This window comes from Photorhabdus hainanensis (assembly GCF_018448965.1).
GTDB classification, from domain to species: domain Bacteria; phylum Pseudomonadota; class Gammaproteobacteria; order Enterobacterales; family Enterobacteriaceae; genus Photorhabdus; species Photorhabdus akhurstii.
In genome coordinates, this window is record NZ_RCWD01000015.1 from 55,223 (window position 1) to 73,741 (window position 18,519).

General features: G+C 41.6%; 14 protein-coding genes and 1 pseudogene. 5 read left to right on the forward strand and 10 right to left on the reverse strand.

The window, feature by feature from the left end:
* Positions 1–23: 23 nt before the first annotated feature.
* From EAE92_RS11235 to EAE92_RS11265, 7 genes are all read right to left on the reverse strand, one after another.
* The gene (locus EAE92_RS11235) at positions 24–1,247 is read right to left on the reverse strand and encodes an ABC transporter permease (protein WP_214068145.1); all 1,224 of its coding nucleotides are present in this window, start codon (positions 1,245–1,247) and stop codon (positions 24–26) included.
* Between the two features lie 2 nt (positions 1,248–1,249).
* Positions 1,250–1,915, reverse strand: a complete 666-nt coding sequence (locus tag EAE92_RS11240) for an ABC transporter ATP-binding protein (protein ID WP_214068146.1) — start codon at positions 1,913–1,915, stop codon at positions 1,250–1,252.
* Positions 1,899–3,056 carry an efflux RND transporter periplasmic adaptor subunit gene (locus EAE92_RS11245; RefSeq protein ID WP_214068147.1) on the reverse strand — a complete coding sequence of 386 codons (1,158 nt, stop codon included), beginning with the start codon at positions 3,054–3,056 and terminating at the stop codon, positions 1,899–1,901. The genes EAE92_RS11240 and EAE92_RS11245 overlap by 17 nt, the downstream gene beginning before the upstream one ends.
* Before the next feature lie 24 nt (positions 3,057–3,080).
* Entirely contained in the window at positions 3,081–7,472 is a 4,392-nt protein-coding gene (locus EAE92_RS11250) for a condensation domain-containing protein (protein ID WP_214068148.1), read from the reverse strand.
* Positions 7,473–7,489: 17 nt separating this feature from the next.
* Positions 7,490–7,984, reverse strand: coding sequence for a hypothetical protein (locus EAE92_RS11255; RefSeq protein ID WP_036779744.1), 495 nt, complete (start codon positions 7,982–7,984; stop codon positions 7,490–7,492).
* A complete protein-coding gene (locus tag EAE92_RS11260; protein WP_214068149.1) occupies positions 7,981–8,991 on the reverse strand; it encodes a hypothetical protein in 1,011 nt (336 codons plus the stop codon). The genes EAE92_RS11255 and EAE92_RS11260 overlap by 4 nt, the downstream gene beginning before the upstream one ends.
* A gap of 546 nt (positions 8,992–9,537) precedes the next feature.
* Complete coding sequence (locus EAE92_RS11265) at positions 9,538–10,602, reverse strand: radical SAM protein (RefSeq protein WP_214068150.1); 1,065 nt, start codon at positions 10,600–10,602, stop codon at positions 9,538–9,540.
* Positions 10,603–10,856: 254 nt separating this feature from the next.
* Here EAE92_RS11265 and EAE92_RS11270 point away from each other — a divergent pair, with 254 nt between their 5' ends.
* The 5 genes and pseudogenes from EAE92_RS11270 to EAE92_RS11290 all read left to right on the forward strand — a co-directional run bounded on the left by EAE92_RS11270 (position 10,857) and on the right by EAE92_RS11290 (position 16,579).
* On the forward strand, positions 10,857–12,491 hold the full coding sequence (locus EAE92_RS11270; protein WP_214068151.1) for a (2,3-dihydroxybenzoyl)adenylate synthase: 1,635 nt from the start codon (positions 10,857–10,859) through the stop codon (positions 12,489–12,491).
* Positions 12,492–12,513: 22 nt separating this feature from the next.
* A pseudogene (locus EAE92_RS11275) lies at positions 12,514–13,134 on the forward strand (isochorismatase family protein); the annotation flags it as partial.
* Between the two features lie 70 nt (positions 13,135–13,204).
* Complete coding sequence (gene dhbA, locus EAE92_RS11280) at positions 13,205–13,975, forward strand: 2,3-dihydro-2,3-dihydroxybenzoate dehydrogenase (RefSeq protein WP_214068153.1); 771 nt, start codon at positions 13,205–13,207, stop codon at positions 13,973–13,975.
* 97 nt (positions 13,976–14,072) lie between these two features.
* Positions 14,073–14,525 carry a DUF441 domain-containing protein gene (locus EAE92_RS11285; protein WP_011146947.1) on the forward strand — a complete coding sequence of 151 codons (453 nt, stop codon included), beginning with the start codon at positions 14,073–14,075 and terminating at the stop codon, positions 14,523–14,525.
* A gap of 5 nt (positions 14,526–14,530) precedes the next feature.
* Positions 14,531–16,579 (forward strand): tRNA(Met) cytidine acetyltransferase TmcA, encoded by a 2,049-nt coding sequence (locus tag EAE92_RS11290; RefSeq protein ID WP_214068154.1) that lies wholly within the window; start codon positions 14,531–14,533, stop codon positions 16,577–16,579.
* On the opposite strand, the gene EAE92_RS11295 is transcribed toward EAE92_RS11290, so the two are convergent.
* From EAE92_RS11295 to dapE, 3 genes are read right to left on the reverse strand one after another with little or no spacing between them, the layout of a single operon-like run.
* Positions 16,530–16,718 (reverse strand): YpfN family protein, encoded by a 189-nt coding sequence (locus EAE92_RS11295; protein WP_036779759.1) that lies wholly within the window; start codon positions 16,716–16,718, stop codon positions 16,530–16,532. The genes EAE92_RS11290 and EAE92_RS11295 overlap by 50 nt on opposite strands.
* Positions 16,718–17,395 carry a M15 family metallopeptidase gene (locus tag EAE92_RS11300; RefSeq protein WP_214068155.1) on the reverse strand — a complete coding sequence of 226 codons (678 nt, stop codon included), beginning with the start codon at positions 17,393–17,395 and terminating at the stop codon, positions 16,718–16,720. The genes EAE92_RS11295 and EAE92_RS11300 overlap by 1 nt, the downstream gene beginning before the upstream one ends.
* Complete coding sequence (gene dapE, locus EAE92_RS11305) at positions 17,392–18,519, reverse strand: succinyl-diaminopimelate desuccinylase (protein WP_214068156.1); 1,128 nt, start codon at positions 18,517–18,519, stop codon at positions 17,392–17,394. Before dapE ends, EAE92_RS11300 begins: the two co-directional genes overlap by 4 nt.

Here is an 18,519-nt window from a genome sequence, read left to right on the forward strand (position 1 = left end):
AAAGTTTTATGAAACGGAACAAGCTACAATTCTCTGATACCTTCGATTGGCGCTGATGCGGCTGCGCGATGTGATGGATATACACCAAACACTACGGTGATAAAGCAGGCTGCGAGGGAAGCGAGTAAAAAGGAATAGAAAGAGAAGCCAACCGCAATATCAAATAGTAATAAAATTCTGAAACCGATAAATGAGAATAACAATCCTAATAGTGCTCCCAATAATGAAATCAAAAATGCTTCGGTAAGAAATTGGTAAAAAATATCGGAATAACTTGCTCCTACGGCAAGCCGTATACCAATCTCTCTTCTACGTTCTCTGACACTAATGAGAATGGTATTCATGACACTGACACCCGCGACAAAGAGGGTTACTGATGATATTGACAACAGGAAAAGATTAATTTTTGATTGAGTTTCATGCAACGTTTTTAACAATTCCGTGGTATTACGTATTTCATAGCTTTGTTGATGTTTAAACCGTGATAATCGTTGTTCAACAGCGTATTTAACCGGCTCAATATGAGTGGCGTCTTTGGCTTTCAGCACCATGCCGCCAGGAGGCGTGTGGCCGAACAGCCGTACCAGATAGCTGTTGCCTGGCAAAAATGCGGCATCATCGACACCTGCATCCATGCCTTCGCCTTTCTGTGTCAAGATACCGATAACTTGCATTGAGATGTCATTGATCTTGATGCTCTGCTCAAATGCGGTTTCTTTTTGTGGAAAAAGTCGTTCGGCCAGAGATGCTCCCAAAACAACGACATTTGCCAGAGCCGCGTCGTCTTGTGGTGTATAAAAACGTCCACGATCAATCACCAGATTACGGATAATCGCGATATCTGCATTGGCGCCAATCAATTGGACATCAGCAGAACCTTGTGGAGAAACTATCGTTCCTGACGCGGTGTAAAACAGGGTGCTGTGACTAATATGGGGGTTATCTGCAAGTGACGTTATATCCTCTTGCGTCAGATAATTATTATGGGAATCGAAAGCGCCGTTTTTTTGTCCCTTGTATTTTACTGAAATGATATTACTTCCCATTGAAGAAACCACCTTAACAATATGATGCTTGGTTTCTGTGCCAATTGCTTGCATGATTACAATCGAAGCTACCCCGATGGCAATACATAATAGAGTCAAGAAGACTCGTGTTTTATGAGCGGTAAGAGAGCGTGCCGCCATTTTGAGGTTGAACAGGATAACGGTTAAATACGCATTGAATTTTAAGGTTATTTTACTCATGCTCATTGAGTCACCAAACAACCATTATCCAGATACAGCTTGCGTTTGGCATATTCGGCGACAGCTTGATCATGTGTTACCAGGATGATACCGCACCCTTTATGATGTAATTCAGTAAAAAGCCGCATGAGATTGGTCGCATTAGTGGTATCTAACGCGCCGGTAGGTTCATCGGCAATAATAAACTTTGGGTTGTTAATCAAAGCGCGAGCTACAGCAACCCGTTGCTGTTCTCCCCCTGACAAATGGCGCGGGTATTTATCTAATAAATTATTAAGCTGGAGGCGATCAATTAAGTAATGGAAATGTTCTCTGTCATAATTGAAGTTTCTTTTTAGGTAATACATGGGCATCAAGATATTTTCATCAATACGGTAGTTTTCCAGCAGACTATAATTCTGAAAGACAAAGCCAAAATATTTTCGCCGTAAAAGCGCCAATGAGTGAATCTTTTGCTGAGTCACAGTGAGATCATTAATAAGATATTCTCCCGCACTGGCGATATCCAAAAGCCCTATTATATTCAATAAGGTACTTTTCCCTGAGCCAGAACGACCAAGAATAGCAACATAATCATTCTGGTCTATGGTTAAGCAAATATCTTTCAGGACAAGATGTTGTTTACTCTCATTGCCGTAGGTTTTGCAGATATTATTTAGCGTTATCATTGCTACTACCCCCAAGATTATCTTGTTTAGCAAGTACAACGATCTGCTCATTATTCTGCAATCCACTGACAACGACTGAACGTCTTCCGTCGTTATGGCCGATTAGCAATTTTCTTACTACGATGTTTCCATCTTTCATCTCACGTAAAAAATAGGTAGTTAGATCATCGTTCAAAGGTTGATGCCGTTTATTATTCAGTATGTCGCTGGGTATGGTCACTACTCCGGCGCTTTCGTGGGTTACAATAGTGACATCCGCACTCATACTGGGTTTGAGCAGGAGATTATCATTAGGGACATCAAATAGCACTGTATAATAGACGGCATTATTAATGAGATCAGGTTTATACATAATCTTCTTAACATTGCCGTGCCATATATGTTGATTTGCACCATAGATCTTAAAGGCGGCTTTTTGCCCTGTCACAATTTGGTTAATATCTGCTTCGGAAACTTTTGCATAAACCGTCATGTTTTTGAGGTCGGCAATTTGCATGAGAACCGGTGTCTGTTGATTGACATTCAGCGTTTGCCCCGGATCGACATGGATTGCAGTCACTACACCGGCAATGGGTGAATAGATTTGGGTATAACTGAGGCTGACTTCTTCGCTGTGTAAGATATGTTGATTCTGCCTGATATCTGCCTTGAGGCTTTCAATTCTTGCCTGGCTTTTTTTGACGCCAAAAGCCGCTTCATCCAGCAGTTGCTGACTGGTTGCGGAGCGCAGGTTAAGCTCTCTTTGGCGTTTTTCCGTGATGACCAGAAGTTGATAGGCGTATTGTTCCTCCTGCAACATAGCCCGCAATTTTTCTAGCCGCGCTCGGCTGGCCTCAACTTTAGTGCGATAAAAAGTATCATCAATGCTGGCGACCAATTTACCTGCTTCAACGATATCCCCGACCTCAACATATAACTTGGTTAGCTGGCCTGAGATTTGGCTGCCAACATTGACTTGTCTGGTTGGTTGTATAACGCCGGCGGCACTTACCGTAGTAATAACGTCACCTAATGTTCCGGTGACAATTTGTTCTGCCATAACCGCAGATGTCTCTTTTTGGCGAAAGTTGTTATAAAGCACGGTAAGAAAAACAATCATGACGATAGTGATAACAACCCATTTCTTTTTTTTAACCAGCACAATCAGCATCCATTTTAATACTTGTTATCGTTCCGTATCGCCAGGCATCAGGTCATGCTGAGTGCCCATGCAATCCAATAAATCAATCAAAAATAACCCCATATCGCTGATGATATCTTCTGAGAAAATATCATCATCGTATAGCCATTCCAGACCTATCCCGGTTGGTAAATTGATCAGCTCGAGCGCAATATCTCCTTTAGGCTTGAGCCCTTTGATTTTTTCCTTGGTGCAACGGGTTTCACCAAGATATAAACCAGTTTCAAATCCTATTTGAGAAGAGAAATAGTAGGTAACTTCCGGTAATTGCATACCGTGGTGGTGGTGAAGGTGTTGTTTTAAATACGCCAGTGAGATATTGGAATGAATATTCGCGCCTGCCAGAAAATCGCGGACATACCGGGATACGTTAATCAGCGAAGTTTCCGCGGTAGCGTAGGGCAGCAGTAGTGTTGTCGCGAAGCTGCCAACACTGTCAAACGATATGGGCGGAACGCGGTTGGCACAAGGAATACCGACGATAATCTCATCTTTATTGAGTAATGAATTGATGGTCATCAGAAATGCGCCAATCACAATATGTTCCAGAGTCACCGCATATTTTTTTTGCGTGCTGGATAGCGCGGTAATTAATTGAGGAGATAACGGCATTGAATAACGTCGGCCCCGGCTCCTCTGATGAGCTTCTGATGTATCATTGCGCTGTCCGACAGCCGAAAGTACATTGAATAATTTTTCTGTCCAAAAATTTAATGTTTCATCCGACATGCGCTGATTGATGACATTAATACCTGTTTTCGTAGCGGCTTCAATTTTTGGTACATTATCGGCGTAAGCGGAAGATAATTTTTGCAGCACATGAGCAATCGACATCCCGTCACAAAATGCATGGTGGAAATTTAATAAAAAGTAGTGTTCATGCTCTGCTATTTTTAATAATTTAAAATATACCGGTGGATTATCTTGCAACGCCATCGGCTTAAATGCCATATCATTTAAGATTTTGCGTAATGAAATCTCAATATTAATGCCGGTAGCATGAGTTAAATCGATATATTCGAAAGGCAGATTCTCTTCGGCAGCAGGTGAGAAGGTTAAAGAGAGTTGCCCATCTGTTATGGTGACTCGTTGGCAGAGCGCAGGAAAATATTGCATGATATACAGCAAAGCGTAACGTAATTTCGTTAAATCAATCTCGCCGGCCAGATGATAATATAGCGGGATATTATGAGCGCCTGAACGATTAGAGATAGTATCGATAATCCAATAATACTGATCGTGTTGCTCTGTCAGGCAAGTGCTATTCTTATCGGTTAAAACCGGTATTTGCCCTTGTTGAATGATAGATTGTAATAGATAACCTACTCTTGGGGCGTGATAGAAATCTTCCAGGTGGAGAGAACAATTAAAGCGTTGCTGGATCTTATTAATTAACAATAATGCTTTAAGCGAAGTACCGCCTGCGTCAAAGAAATTAGTCTCTTCATCAATAACGCTATCACTATCGCCAAAAACTTCCCGCCATAAAGTAAAAAATATTTCTCGTTTTCCCCCTTTAATCTGCGAAATGTTATCTTCTTTATTCAACTCCGACACTGGAGAAACATCGTTGGATACTGCTAGTTCGACAATAAAAGGTACCTGCAATTTTGGATAACATCCACGTAAGAATGAGACAATTTCGTGACGCGTGATTGAGTAGGAGCCATCAGGTATAAATATATTAATATATTGGTACCCAGTTTCATTTTCTTTTATCGTTAAATGAATATCATCAATATTAATCGCCGCTGTAAGTAATTTTTGCATTTCATCCAGATCGACACGTTTTCCGTCAATTTTACGTTCTTTATCCAGGCGGCCAATGAAATTTAAATTCCCTTGGTCATCGTAAAATCCACGGTCTCCGGTTAAATAATAGATTTCTCCATCGTTCAATTGTAAGAATTTACGTGAAGTTGACTGATTATCGTTAATATATCCGGTACAGATAGAATCACCACGGATGCATATTTCTCCGCTACTGCCATTAATGAGCTTATTAGTTCCATATTCCCGAATAACGATAATGCTATTTTTTAGTGCTTTGCCAATGATATTACCAGGCTGAAATTTATCATCTATTTTGTGACTGCTAGCCACAACGCAACATTCTGTTGGGCCGTAAGAGTTAATTAGGGAAATACCACATCCTACTTTTTCCAACCAATGATGAATGGCTTTATCCATTGCCAGATCGCCACCGATAATTGTCATTCTAATCGAAGGGGCGAGTTCTTTAATGGCTGCATGTAGGAAAAAGACAATTTGATGCCAATAATTGGTAGGAAAGTTAACTATAGTGACTGATTGTGCGTGGCAAAATGAAAATAGTGTCTCCAGTTCAACTATCATATTATCGTCGGCAATCGCTAATGTAGCGCCTTGATAAAAACAGCCAAACACCTCTTCAATATAAGCGTCAAAAACCGGGGTGCTGAAATTGAGAATAACATCGTCTTGTTTAATACCATACTGCGCTGTCATCGCAGCCAAATAAGCATAAAGCCCCTTAAATGTTATTGGTACTGCTTTCGGTGCGCCAGTAGTGCCTGAGGTAAAAAAGATATAGGCTTCGTCCTCTTGAATCGCGGGACGTTTTATATCATTCCCCAGGAATATCTCGGAAGGACGAGTCTCTATATCTTCAATAAAGAGAAGATGCGTATTATTAATACTGTTTACTTTTTCACGATAACGCCGGGCGGTAATTAATAAAGAAACATTCAGGCCACCTAATATGCTATTAATTTCTTCTTGACTGAATGTCATATTGATTGGGACAAAACATAATCCCGCAGTATGGATTGATAATATAGATAATAATGACTCTATCCCTCTAGGTAATAATACAGCTACCCTTCGGTTTTGTAGCGGGCAGGATAGTAGTAGTTGACTGAAAGTTAATAATTTTTGGTAAAGTTCGCGGTAATTAAGGCAATGCACACTGCTTATTTCTGCTTGATTCCCATAAATGACTGATTTTTTATCCGGCGATATTTCAACGATTTTTGCTATTCTGGCAAGAATACTCTCTTTGAACGGCTGATAAGCGACAATATTTTCTGGGTTCCATAGGATAGAGGTAATATTATCCATTGGTTCAATTTCTTTATATTTTTTCCAATATGTCTCGACCGTTTCATTAATATTTTCTGCAATAATGCTATAAATACGTAAATAATCGTCGATCAGAACATCAGCGGCAAAATGACTGTACAATCGGCTCCCCACATCCAATTCAACTAATGCTGATTTCTCATTAGGAGAAAACCGGATGTTAATACCATAATTATTGACTGCGCCGGAAGTCATACAACCGCGAATAGCGCGATTATCTTTCATAAGATCATGTTCAAGCTCATGCAGCAGATTAACATAAGGAGCGGCAGTGAATTGATCTGCTCGATTGATTGCCTCATCGTTTAAATCGTTTATATCAATACGGCTATGCTTGCTATGCAGACTCATTTGCGACTGCATTGCTACAAGGATCTGTTTTATTGTTGCCTGAGGAGTTAAAGAAACCATCAGAGGTAACGTGTTCATTGCCGGGCGATAATAACAGTACTCTCCTTTGTCGCGTCGGTTAGAGAAAGGTAAATTAATGATACTTGTTGATAAGCGACCTCGTTTGCTCATTTGCAGACATAAAGCCAGTATCATCATTAACTTATCATTAAAGGTAAAACTACCATTGTTTGCAGTCAGCAGTCGGCTTACTTTAATTGCTTTTGAAGGAAATAGGCGTTTACGGGCGTAATCCTCTAATTTAGGCAGTTGGTCGAGGTAATTATTCCAATACTCTTTATTGTTGGCATAATGCGCGTTTGCTTTATATTTAACATCGTTAAGGTAAGCTTGATAGGTAAAAACAGGCGCTGATGTTGGGTGGAATGTTTGTCGTTCATAGCAAGACAAAACATCGTGAATCAACTGACCTATGCCCCAATAATCTGTGGCGATATGGTGAGCGATAATTCCCCAAAAACAGCACCCAACATCATTAAAGTAAAGATAATGTCTTATCGTCACCCCTTTTTCAGGCGCTAGCGGTTGAGTTGTTCTCTTTGCAAAATCAGCTTTTGCCGCTGGTTCTACTGCTGGATCTGATAGTTTTATGTGTATAACTTCGACTGGCGTAGCGCTTTTTTCCTGAAAAATATTGTGTTCGGCAATACGGTAACGTAAGGAAAAACCATCATTGAATTGATGAATGGTAATAATGGCCTGCTTCAATCTTGCCAGGCTAATATTATCACTGAAGCTGACGAATTCACCGACATTAAAGACAGATTTATCGTCAGCAACAGTATTAGCGATAGCTAAGCGGAGCTGTGTATAATTCAACGGCCAATGATTGTCACGGTATTCCATTATCTTGCGGCTCCACGCTATATTTTATCTTGCAACTCGCCTTTTATTTTTTCAAAAATAGATTCATCTATGCATAATCCAATATTACCTTCTGAGTTAAAGCAAATCAGAGGGCGTTTGCTTACACGTAGAATGAAATATTTATTTTTTCCCTTGTGATAGTATCCAGACGAATAATGGATAATATGTATGCCATTACTGCGACTAAAATCTTCCAGGGAAACGCCTTCTTCCCGGCGTAATGAGGAGATAACCCATTCGTGTGAATATACCCCGGACTTCATCAATAATTTTTCTTCCTTGACCACGGCTTTATTTGATAACAGTTGATAGCCTACAAATAAGGCAATGATGACAAAGAGTGTCGTCGCGATACTTGCCGCCAGCTTATTGGGATTATTGTTACTGAGCCAGTATGGTACAGGCAGAAAAACTAAAGCGATCAGGACGAGCATAGCGACATTCATTAATATGACTTTGAAGTCTGGATTTAATCCCACGATATTATTCATGCTGCTGCCATTCCTAAAGATAATTCGGTAAAGAGATGAATCACTTCTTTGCGTTCTTCACGTGTTGCGGGCAGATTGATATAACCACACTTTTGCGCTGCAAACAGGCAAGCGGTGATCTCCCTTCTGACAGCTTCTTTGACCAGTGTATCGACCATTTCTTGGTTGTTATAGAGTCTGGCAAGATGAAGAGAAGCCGTGCCGGTTGAAAGGTCGCTATGATCAATTTTGGGTAAATAATTTGCCATACATACAGTAACCGCTGTTTGTACCGCCAGGCTTAAGTAGGCTACTACGTTAACTGCCGCCGCCGCATTCACTGCTGCGACAACTCGGGTGCCGACAGCCACGTTGACCGCGGCGACGACATTGGCCCCTACCGCAAGGCGAGCAATCTCAATACTGGTGTCATCTTCATGGTTTAAGGGTTCCAGAATTTCCTTCAGCCGGATAAGAGGGGGACTGTTTGTATCTTGGAGCTGATAGGATTCGATGTTTTCTTTAAAATGTGCGAACAGGCTGGCATCTTGATTGAGATGGTGATTGATTCGGCTTCTCAGACTGGAGCCTCTTTCGTTTAAACCATAGGTTTTTAGGTGGGAAAAGAGGGCTTCATAGTCGTTGGTTTTTACCGCGTTCATTAAGTCTTTGTCATAAGTGATGAATAGCAGTAATTCTTCCGCGGAACCGGGGCTGACGATATCTTTGTCTATGCCAAATTCAGCCAACACTTTTTCCGGCGACTCCCGGTATTCTAATGCCAAATTGGGCTGCTGCTGTAGGGTTTCCCAGAATCGGTTATAGGTGATGATCTCTTCCCAAACTTCAACCGGAAGTTTGGCGTTTGACATTGACAACCTTAGCTTATTTTCTTCAACCTCTCCCGGAGAGAGTAATGAACGTGGCACGCCAAAGAGGCGGTTACTATCAGTGCGAGCGTTAACGGTAGGTATAACACTGCCAATAGCTGCGCCGGCAGCCACGCCAATAAATGTACGTCTTTTCATGATTCGTTCCTTTATAAGTTAACGGAATTCTTTTTTTATTGAGCGTTATATAAGATAAGATGTAACCTTTCCTTATTAAGTTTCTTCATTACTGAGATAATTTCATAAAATAATTATTTAACTGATATTTCTTACCTGCGATATTCATTGTGAGCATATATTATGGTTGCCATAACAGGATTTGGGTATCGTTCCTGATACTCAATGGAAAAACATTCAATATGAAAACATAGAATAATCTACCCTCCGTTAGGTTAAAGGTCAGACGATACTAACTATTGGCTGGATGGTGACATTTTGCAATAGCTTAGTGGATTAAATTTATATTTTGAGCGTTTAGACTAAATATATTTTGTGATAAAAGGTACTTATTTAGAGTCTGATCACAAAATAGTAAGTAAAAATATTCCTAAAGAAGAATAAAGCTTTTCCTTGATTACCACCTCATTCAATAAAAATTTTCTAGCCGAAAAGGAGTTATTTTGGCGATATTCGTTAGTAATAACATTAAAATTTGGATTCGATCTTGTTGTATTTTTAATCAAATTATTCCTCAGTTAAGTTAACGGTATTTTTCTCTGCTGAGTAGTAGATGAGATCCAGTCTTTCTTTAGCATTAAATTTCTTCATCACGGGAATGATTTCTTTGTGATAATTATCTAACAGATTCCGGCGTGTTCCTTCGTCTTTATGCAAATGAGCACAGGCTTGGCAGGGGTGAACGATTTTTTCCAGATTAATGTTGCTATCCAGAGGGCGATATTTTTTTAGGATCTTGTATGGTCCTTCTGTCCTTAACCATACTTTCATAAAGTCTTCTTCCTGACCTTTAAAAAGCTGAGATACATCGTCTTCTTGCAAACGGCCAAGTTTCATTTCTGGGATATGCTCTAATGTTAGCCCACAACAGGCGGAAATTTCACCGTGTGGTGTTAGTACAATATTTTCAAAGACCTGATCACATCCTTTTGCCAGTTGCTGATCCCGGTTTGGCACATCTTTTCGTTCTTCGCTGGTGTCATAAAACGGCATCCAGGTATTTCGTTGTAAATTAATCTTGTTTTGTTCTTTCAGGCGCTTAATAACCGGGTTCTGTGTGATTTGCGTCGCAATGGCAGAATCAGCGGTATCCTGTTCTACTGTAATCAGTGTTGTAATGTTTTGTTCGGCCAATGCTTCTGCTGCTGCAACTACGCTGTCAAGAGGAATCCATTCACTGTGATCTTTCCCGGTGCTGATGTTCATCTCTGTGATGCCGGCATCTAGTAAATCTTGGGCGATCCTTTGCGCCTTTTCTCTATTTTTTCCCCAATAACCATTAGTCACGCAACGGGTTAATAAGCCATGATCTGAGGCAAAGCGAATAGCTTCAATCAGATCTTTACCCAGTAGGAAACATTCACCACCACTGAAAACGACGAGCTTTAGCCCCGGAAAATTCGCTTTTGAGTGTGTAATAAATTGTTTGATTTCATCCAGGCTTAAACGTGCTTTTACAGAGGGATTACATTCAAAACAACATTCTTTGCAAGCTGCATTGCAAGTATATGTTGTGATCACAGTGGCAGTATTCGGATATTGCTCCCAATACCCGGGAGGAAAGCATGACATAATTTACCCCTTTTAAATTAAAGGTTATACGTTACTAACTATTAGCAGTATAAGTTTATTTTGCAATATGTTGGGTAATATAAATTTGTATTTTGAGCGCTTGCACTAAGTATGACCTGTTACGAAATGTATTTATTTAGAAGCGGCTCACAAAATAGGGATCGAAATATTTCTGGTTGAGGGTAAAGTAAATATGTATAAACAGTAGTTGGCGATTGTTCAAGGTATTGAATATTATTGTAAGGAATAAAATCATGTCTATTGAATTTACACCCTGGCCGGTTGAATTAGCCGAACGTTATCGTGAAAAGGGTTATTGGCTTGGTAAACCCTTAACTGACATACTTTATAAACAGTGTCAGGTACAACCTGAAGCAATTGCTATTATCTGTGGTGACCGTAAATTTAGTTATCATCAACTTGATCAACAATCCTCTGCATTAGCTACAAATCTCACTTTAGCAGGAATAAAGCGAGGTGATACTGCTATCGTACAATTGCCAAATATAGCTGAATTTTATATTACGTTTTTTGCGCTCTTGAAAATGGGAGTAGTACCTATTAATGCATTATTTAGCCATAATAAACTTGAGTTACTTGCTTATGCACAGCAAATTGATCCAAGTTTGATTGTACTTTCATCAGAACATTCACTTTTGCAGAATAGTGATTTCCTGGAACAATTAAAAATACATTGTCCACGGCTGAGAAATATCGTCGTTGATGGACGGAAAATACAATATTCCAATGAATTATATATCAATGAATTAAAGCCGTGGTTAGAGTCAACAGATTTATCTTTGAATCTTGAGGCGACACGTTCAGATGAGGTCGCTTTTTTTCAACTTTCAGGTGGGAGTACAGGAACACCTAAATTAATTCCAAGGACGCATGACGATTACTATTATAGCGTTAGACGCAGTGTTGAAATTTGTGAGTTGACACAACAAACCCGTTATCTTTGTGCTTTGCCGGCGCAACATAATTATCCGTTGAGTTCTCCGGGAGCGCTTGGCGTATTTTATGCTGGCGGCTGTGTCATATCAGCAACAGATCCTGGGCCTACTACCTGCTTTCCACTAATACGTGAACATCAAGTCACAATGACCTCACTGGTGCCATCGGCTGTTGCGTTATGGATTCAGGCGATTAGGAAATACGAATATTCACTGGAAAGTCTTCAACTATTACAAGTCAGTGGAGCAAAGTTAAGTGAAAGTGTGGCGCGAGTGATACCGAAACTTTTTTCATGTAAGTTGCAACAGATTTTTGGTATGGCCGAAGGGTTAGTATGTTATACCCGGCTTAATGACGATGATGAACGTATATTTACCACTCAGGGGCGTCCAATGAGTGAAGATGATGAGGTGCGTATCGTTGATGATAACGGCAATATACAAGCGCCGGGTTCAACGGGTATGTTAATCGTTCGTGGGCCATATACATTCCGGGGATATTATAAAAGCCCGGAGCACAATTCGAAAGTATTCGACAAAGAAGGTTTTTATTATTGCGGTGATTTAGCTTATATGACTAAAGAGGGTTATGTATGTATTATCGGTCGTGAGAAAGATCAAATTAATCGCGGCGGTGAAAAAATTGCTGCGGAAGAAATTGAATCTTTGCTACTCAAACATGAAGGTGTTATCCATAGTGCTTTAGTTGCGATGCCTGATCCTTTGTTGGGGGAAAAAAGTTGTGCTTTTATCGTGGCGGCTGATCCGAATATAACCGGGTTGCAACTGCGGAAATATTTAAGGGGGTTAGGAATCGCTGAGTATAAATTGCCTGATCGCTTTGAGATGATTGATGTTATGCCTGTTACACCGGTTGGCAAGATTAATAAACTATTATTAAGAAAACTCATTCGAGATAAATTAAAAAATTAATTAATGACATGGAGGTATTGAGATGACCATTCCATCATTGAAAAATTATAAGCTACCTCAGCCGAAAGATTTTCCAGGCAATAAAGCCTCCTGGTTATTCGAGCCACATAAAGCAATTTTGCTTATTCATGATATGCAGGACTATTTCTTGCAATTTTTTGGTAATAATAGCCCTTTAGTGAATAAATTAATTGAAAATATTCATTTTTTGAAACTATTTTGTCAAGAAAAAGAGATCCCCATTATATATACAGCACAACCTAAAGTACAAAGTGAGGAAGAGCGCGCGTTACTTAATGATATATGGGGAGCCGGCTTGAATAGATCACCCCATTTACAGAATATTAACCGTGATTTGGCCCCTGATAACGATGATATTGTGATAGTTAAGTGGCGTTATAGTGCATTTCAACGTTCTTCGTTGGAAAAAAATATAAAAGAGTTAGGGAGAGATCAATTAATTATTTGCGGAGTGTACGGACATATTGGTTGCCTGATTACTGCGGTTGACGCATTCATGAGAGATATAAAGCCTTTTTTAGTGGGTGATGCGATAGCGGATTTTACGCTGGAAGATCACCTTATGGCTTTAAAATATGTTGCTGAAAAATCAGGCATGGTTATGAGTACTAAAGAAATAATTTCATCAGTAAATTTCGATAAATCGGATTTATAAAAAATGCGTAATAAATCGCTATCAAAGAAGAAATAATATGAAAAATAAACAAAATTTACAGATGGATTTTAGCCATAAAACCGTCTGGGTAACGGGAGCGGCACGTGGCATTGGTGAACAAATTGCCCGTGATTTTACCGCGCTTGGTGCTAACGTAATAGGTTTTGATCGCGTATTTGAGCAAGATGATTTGCCTTATCAATGTATACAACTCGATATTAGTGATCCAGAAAAGGTCGAAATGATTTGTTCCCAACAACTGTCTATCTCAGCCGAATTAGATATTTTGGTTAATGCTGCCGGTATATTGCAATTGGGAAATATTGATGAGCTAAATATTAGTGACTGGCATCGTTGTATTAATGTTAATGCTTCTGGGGCTTTTTATCTATTGCGTGCCGTGGTTCCCCATTTTAAACGTCAGCGCAGTGGCGCTATTATCAGCATTAGCTCTAATGCGGCACATGTTCCACGTATGCGAATGGCGGCTTATTGTGCATCAAAATCAGCACTGACAAGTTTAACGCATTGTGTTGGGTTAGAACTCGCGCCGTTTGGTGTACGTTGCAATGTTGTATCGCCGGGTTCGACGGATACGCTTATGCAGCGTTCCATGTGGAAAACCGATGATGATGAAAAAAATACGATTAACGGGTATCCTGAGCAATATAAATTGGGTATTCCCCTTGGTAAGATTGCAAACGTTAATGAAATTTCACATACCGTACTCTTCTTGTCTTCTGATTTGGCAAGCCATATAACGCTACAGGATATTGTGGTCGATGGTGGTGCGACGTTAGCTTGTTAATTGTTTGAATCAATACGAAAATACCCGTTGTTTCTGTAATATAAGGAAAAATTGCCCTCGCCTAATAGGATTAGGCTGTTGTAGGGTATTGAAATCTATGAGTCATCTCGATCCTACTTTACTGGTGCTGCTAGTGTTGGCAGCACTGGGTATTATCAGCCACAACATGACCGTCACTCTTGCAATGCTGCTCTTGTTGGTTATTCGCATAACGCCACTAAATCATTTTTTCCCGTGGGTGGAAAAATATGGGTTGACTATTGGTGTACTTATTTTGACTGTGGGAGTCATGGCGCCTATCGCCAGTGGAAAAATTACGGTACAGGCTGTCCTCAACTCGTTTATGAATTGGAAATCGTTACTTGCGATAGTGATAGGTGTATTAGTGTCATGGTTAGGTAGTCGGGGTGTTTCACTCATGTCTAATCAACCATCGACAGTCGCGGGTTTGCTGGTGGGAACGGTATTAGGCGTTGCCCTGTTTAAAGGTGTTCCTGTGGGGCCGCTGATTGCAGCGGGGATTTTGTCATTGCTAATTGGTAAATCATAGCCGTTATGTTATCAGAACTAAGTGTGATACAGACGGAAATGCAGCGGCAGGGATTACGTCGTTTGCTGGTATTGAGTGGAGATTATCATTGGTGCTATTTACAGGCTAATGAGTTACAGCGGAGATTTACCGGTGATTGGTTATGGATCTCTCATCGTAAACAGAACGCTGTGTTGCCAGAAAAGGCGGTCAGTTTATTAGGTCAGGAATATCTGCACGGAATATTTGACGCTACCGAAGGTTTTAATGCGGAAGCACTGGCGATATTGGCCGGCACATTGAAAGCTGGAAGTTGGTTGGTGATGATGATTCCATCTTGGCGCCAATGGCGTTATCAACCAGATAAGGATAGCGCGCGTTGGAACGAACAGTTAGATGCTATTCCAACACCGAATTTTGTTCAGCATATTCAGCAGCAAATTGTTAGCGATTCCCAAGTTTTGCTCTGGCGGCAAAATGATCCCTTATGCATCCCTGAATTTCCACAGTACAGCGCGTGGCAACTGCCTGATGGCAACCCAACTGTCAGCCAACATGCCATTTTGGTTCGACTTTTACAGGCAAATCGGGGGGTATGGGTCATTACTGCGCCAAGAGGGCGAGGTAAATCGACACTTGCTGGTATGTTAATGCAGCAATGGCAGGGAAATTGCTGGTTAACCGCGCCGGCGAAAGCGACAACAGAAGTTATCCAGTGCTATGCGGGGGACAAGGGAAAATTCTGGGCCGTAGATAATTTGCTCAAATATTGTAGACAAAATAGCGTATCAGATATTGATTGGTTGCTTATCGATGAAGCCGCTGCTATTCCAATGCCGCAATTGTCTGAGTTGATCAGCTATTTTCCCCGAATATTATTGACCACAACCGTACAGGGATATGAAGGTACCGGGCGCGGATTTTTACTTAAATTTTGTGTTGGGATTCTTGATAGCCATGTTTTGAACCTGACGGCCCCTGTGCGTTGGGCGGAAAATGATCCGCTGGAAAACTGGTTGGAAAACGCTTTACTGTTTGAGGATGCCATTCCTGCCAAGAATTTTGATCAGGCGATCAGTTATCACGTCTATCATCAGCAACAATGGATTAAACAGCCTGAATTACTGAGGCAGTTTTACGGCATATTAACCAGCGCTCACTACAAAACTTCACCTTTGGATTTACGGCGTTTACTTGACGCCAAAGGGATGCAATTTGTTGCCGCTCTTAGAAATAATGCCTTGATGGGGGCTTTATGGATGGTTGAAGAAGGTGGGTTGTCGCCTGAACTGGCACATGAAATATGGGCGGGCAGGCGTCGTCCAAGGGGAAATCTGGTTGCGCAATCGTTAGCTGCCCATAGCGGTTTACCACAGGCGGCGGTTTTGAAATCTCAACGGATCAGCCGGGTTGCTGTACAGGCTAATAATCGCAGACAGGGTATTGCTCAGGGAATGATCGCGTATCAACGGGACAGGGCAGAAAAACAAGGCGTGGATTTTATTTCCGTTAGCTTTGGTTATACCGCGGAGCTTTGGGCATTGTGGCAGAAATGTGGCTTCCAATTAGTGCGGATGGGAACTCATCTGGAAGCCAGCAGCGGTTGTTATACCGCAATGGCTATTTTTCCTCTGAGTGAACGGGGGATTGTTCTGGGGATTCAAGCTCAGCAACAGCTTGCCCGTGATGCACATTGGCTAGAATCCCAGATTGGATTTAGCTTGCCTGTTGATTACCAAACTGACCATCATCTCAATCGGCATGATTGGCAGGAACTATCAGGTTTTGCATTTGCTCACCGGCCGCTTTCCGCTTCATTGCCGGCCTTGCAACGGTTGTTGCTGAACAGTGATTTGCCGTTGATTGCGCTAAGAAATCATCTCCAGCAAGAAATGAGCGTTGAGCAATGTGTCTCTGTATTGAGATTGAGTGGCTACAAAGCATTAGTGCAACTCTGGCGGCGAGAAACCGCACAGGCGTTGTTAAGTCTCGATGAGAAACTCGCCGGAGACTGGCAAGAGTGGACTACGGCTTTTTCTGCGGCCAATCATCTTCATCATCCCACTTGTTATTGAGATCCCGATGAGGAGGCAGCTCCGGTTTGTTGTCCAGAAATTTTTTCACATCCAGGCGACGTAACTCTTTAATGGCATTGAGAAGAACGCCAACCAATAAAATTAAAATAATCCACCAATAATCAGCTAACCATTGCATTAGGTTATCTCCTGCTCAACGTGGAGGTAATTTTCAAATATATAAGGTAGATTAGCAGATAACCAGTCAATGCCTGCGATGTCATGCTGTTGCCATACATCCAGTAACATTTGTGGAGTCAGCGATTTTTCCAATTGTTTGGCTAATGGTTGGTAGCTGATATGCCACGGTTCATAAGCGATGCCGCTATTGTAACCGACAAAGGGACGGTAAAAACCGAAATGGGCCATATTCTCGGTTAACCAATGAGCTAATGGTTCGAAATAACCGCTATTTTCATATTCCCAAGGTTCAAGTAATAACTTCTGGTTATCCGGCAGTATCGTTGGATCATAGATATCCAAATCTGTTCCCCAGTGATGACGGCTACCACCGGGCAGGGCAGACCAACGAAGAATCGCCTTACAGCGCTCTCCTTCTGATAACTGGGTGATATCCATTGGTTGGCTGTTTTCATCCAACACCGGGCGTTCACCACGAAATTTTCCATTCCAGATAGCTTGCTGACGTTGAAAATCGCGGAATGTGCTGGCCGGTTGCAGATTAATTCCGGCCTTTTCAGCGGCTTGTTGCATGGCAAGAAAAGCATTGGCGGCTTCTGGTTGTAATCGGTGATTGCCGGAGAGAGAAATCAAGTGACCAGTAGCCAAGCCGGTTAACATATTTGCTGTGATCACTGGATTAGCTGCTCCATAACGCGTTGATAAATCCGGCTGAGTTGTTGCAGATCGGCGGCGCTAACAGACTCATTAACTTTATGAATTGTTGAATTGAGTGGTCCCAGTTCGACAACTTGAGCGCCCATCTGAGCAATAAATCGCCCATCTGATGTACCACCACTGGTAGATAATTCAGGTTGATAGCCGCAATATTGGTCTATTGCCTGTATGACAGCATTGACTAATTCACCTTTGGCCGTCAGAAAGGGCTGGCCTGCCAGTATCCACTCAATTGTATAATTCAGGTTATGATTTTTTAGGATAGTTTCAACTTGTTCACGAATTTGGCTATCAGTCAGTTCTGTACTGAAACGGAAATTAAATTGAACCTGCACATTTCCAGGGATCACATTATGGCTGCCTGTTCCGGCGTGAATATTGGCAATTTGCATACTGGTCGCCGGGAAAAATTCGTTTCCTTCATCCCAGAGTGTATTGACCAGTGTCTGTAAAGCAGGAAGGACACGGTGGATTGGGTTATCAGCTAAATGCGGATAGGCAACGTGGCCTTGAATACCGTGGACGGTGAGATTCGCAGTAAGGGAACCGCGACGGCCATTTTTCACCATATCGCCAAGGCGATGCTGGCTAGAAGGCTCGCCGATCAGACAGTAATCCAATTGTTCATTACGGGACATCAACGCTTCAACCACTTTGACGGTGCCGTGGGTGGCTTTTGCTTCCTCGTCTGAAGTAATAAGGAAGGCCAGACGACCATTATGGTTGGGATAGGAGGCAACGAAACGTTCAGCCGCGACAATCATGGCTGCTAACGAGCCTTTCATATCTGCCGCTCCCCGGCCATATAACATGCCATTACGGATAGTTGGCTCAAATGGGGGATATTCCCACTGAGATTCATCGCCCGCCGGGACGACATCAGTGTGTCCGGCAAAGGCTAACGTCGGGCCTGCGCCGCGATAGGCCCAAAAATTGTTTGTATCGCCAAAGGGCATCCGTTCAACGGTAAAGCCAATTGCTTGCAAGTGGGCGATCATAATATCTTGGCAACCTCTATCGTCCGGGCTGACAGAGGGTTGCTTGATGAGTTGTTGTGCAAGTTCAATTACAGGACAAGTCAT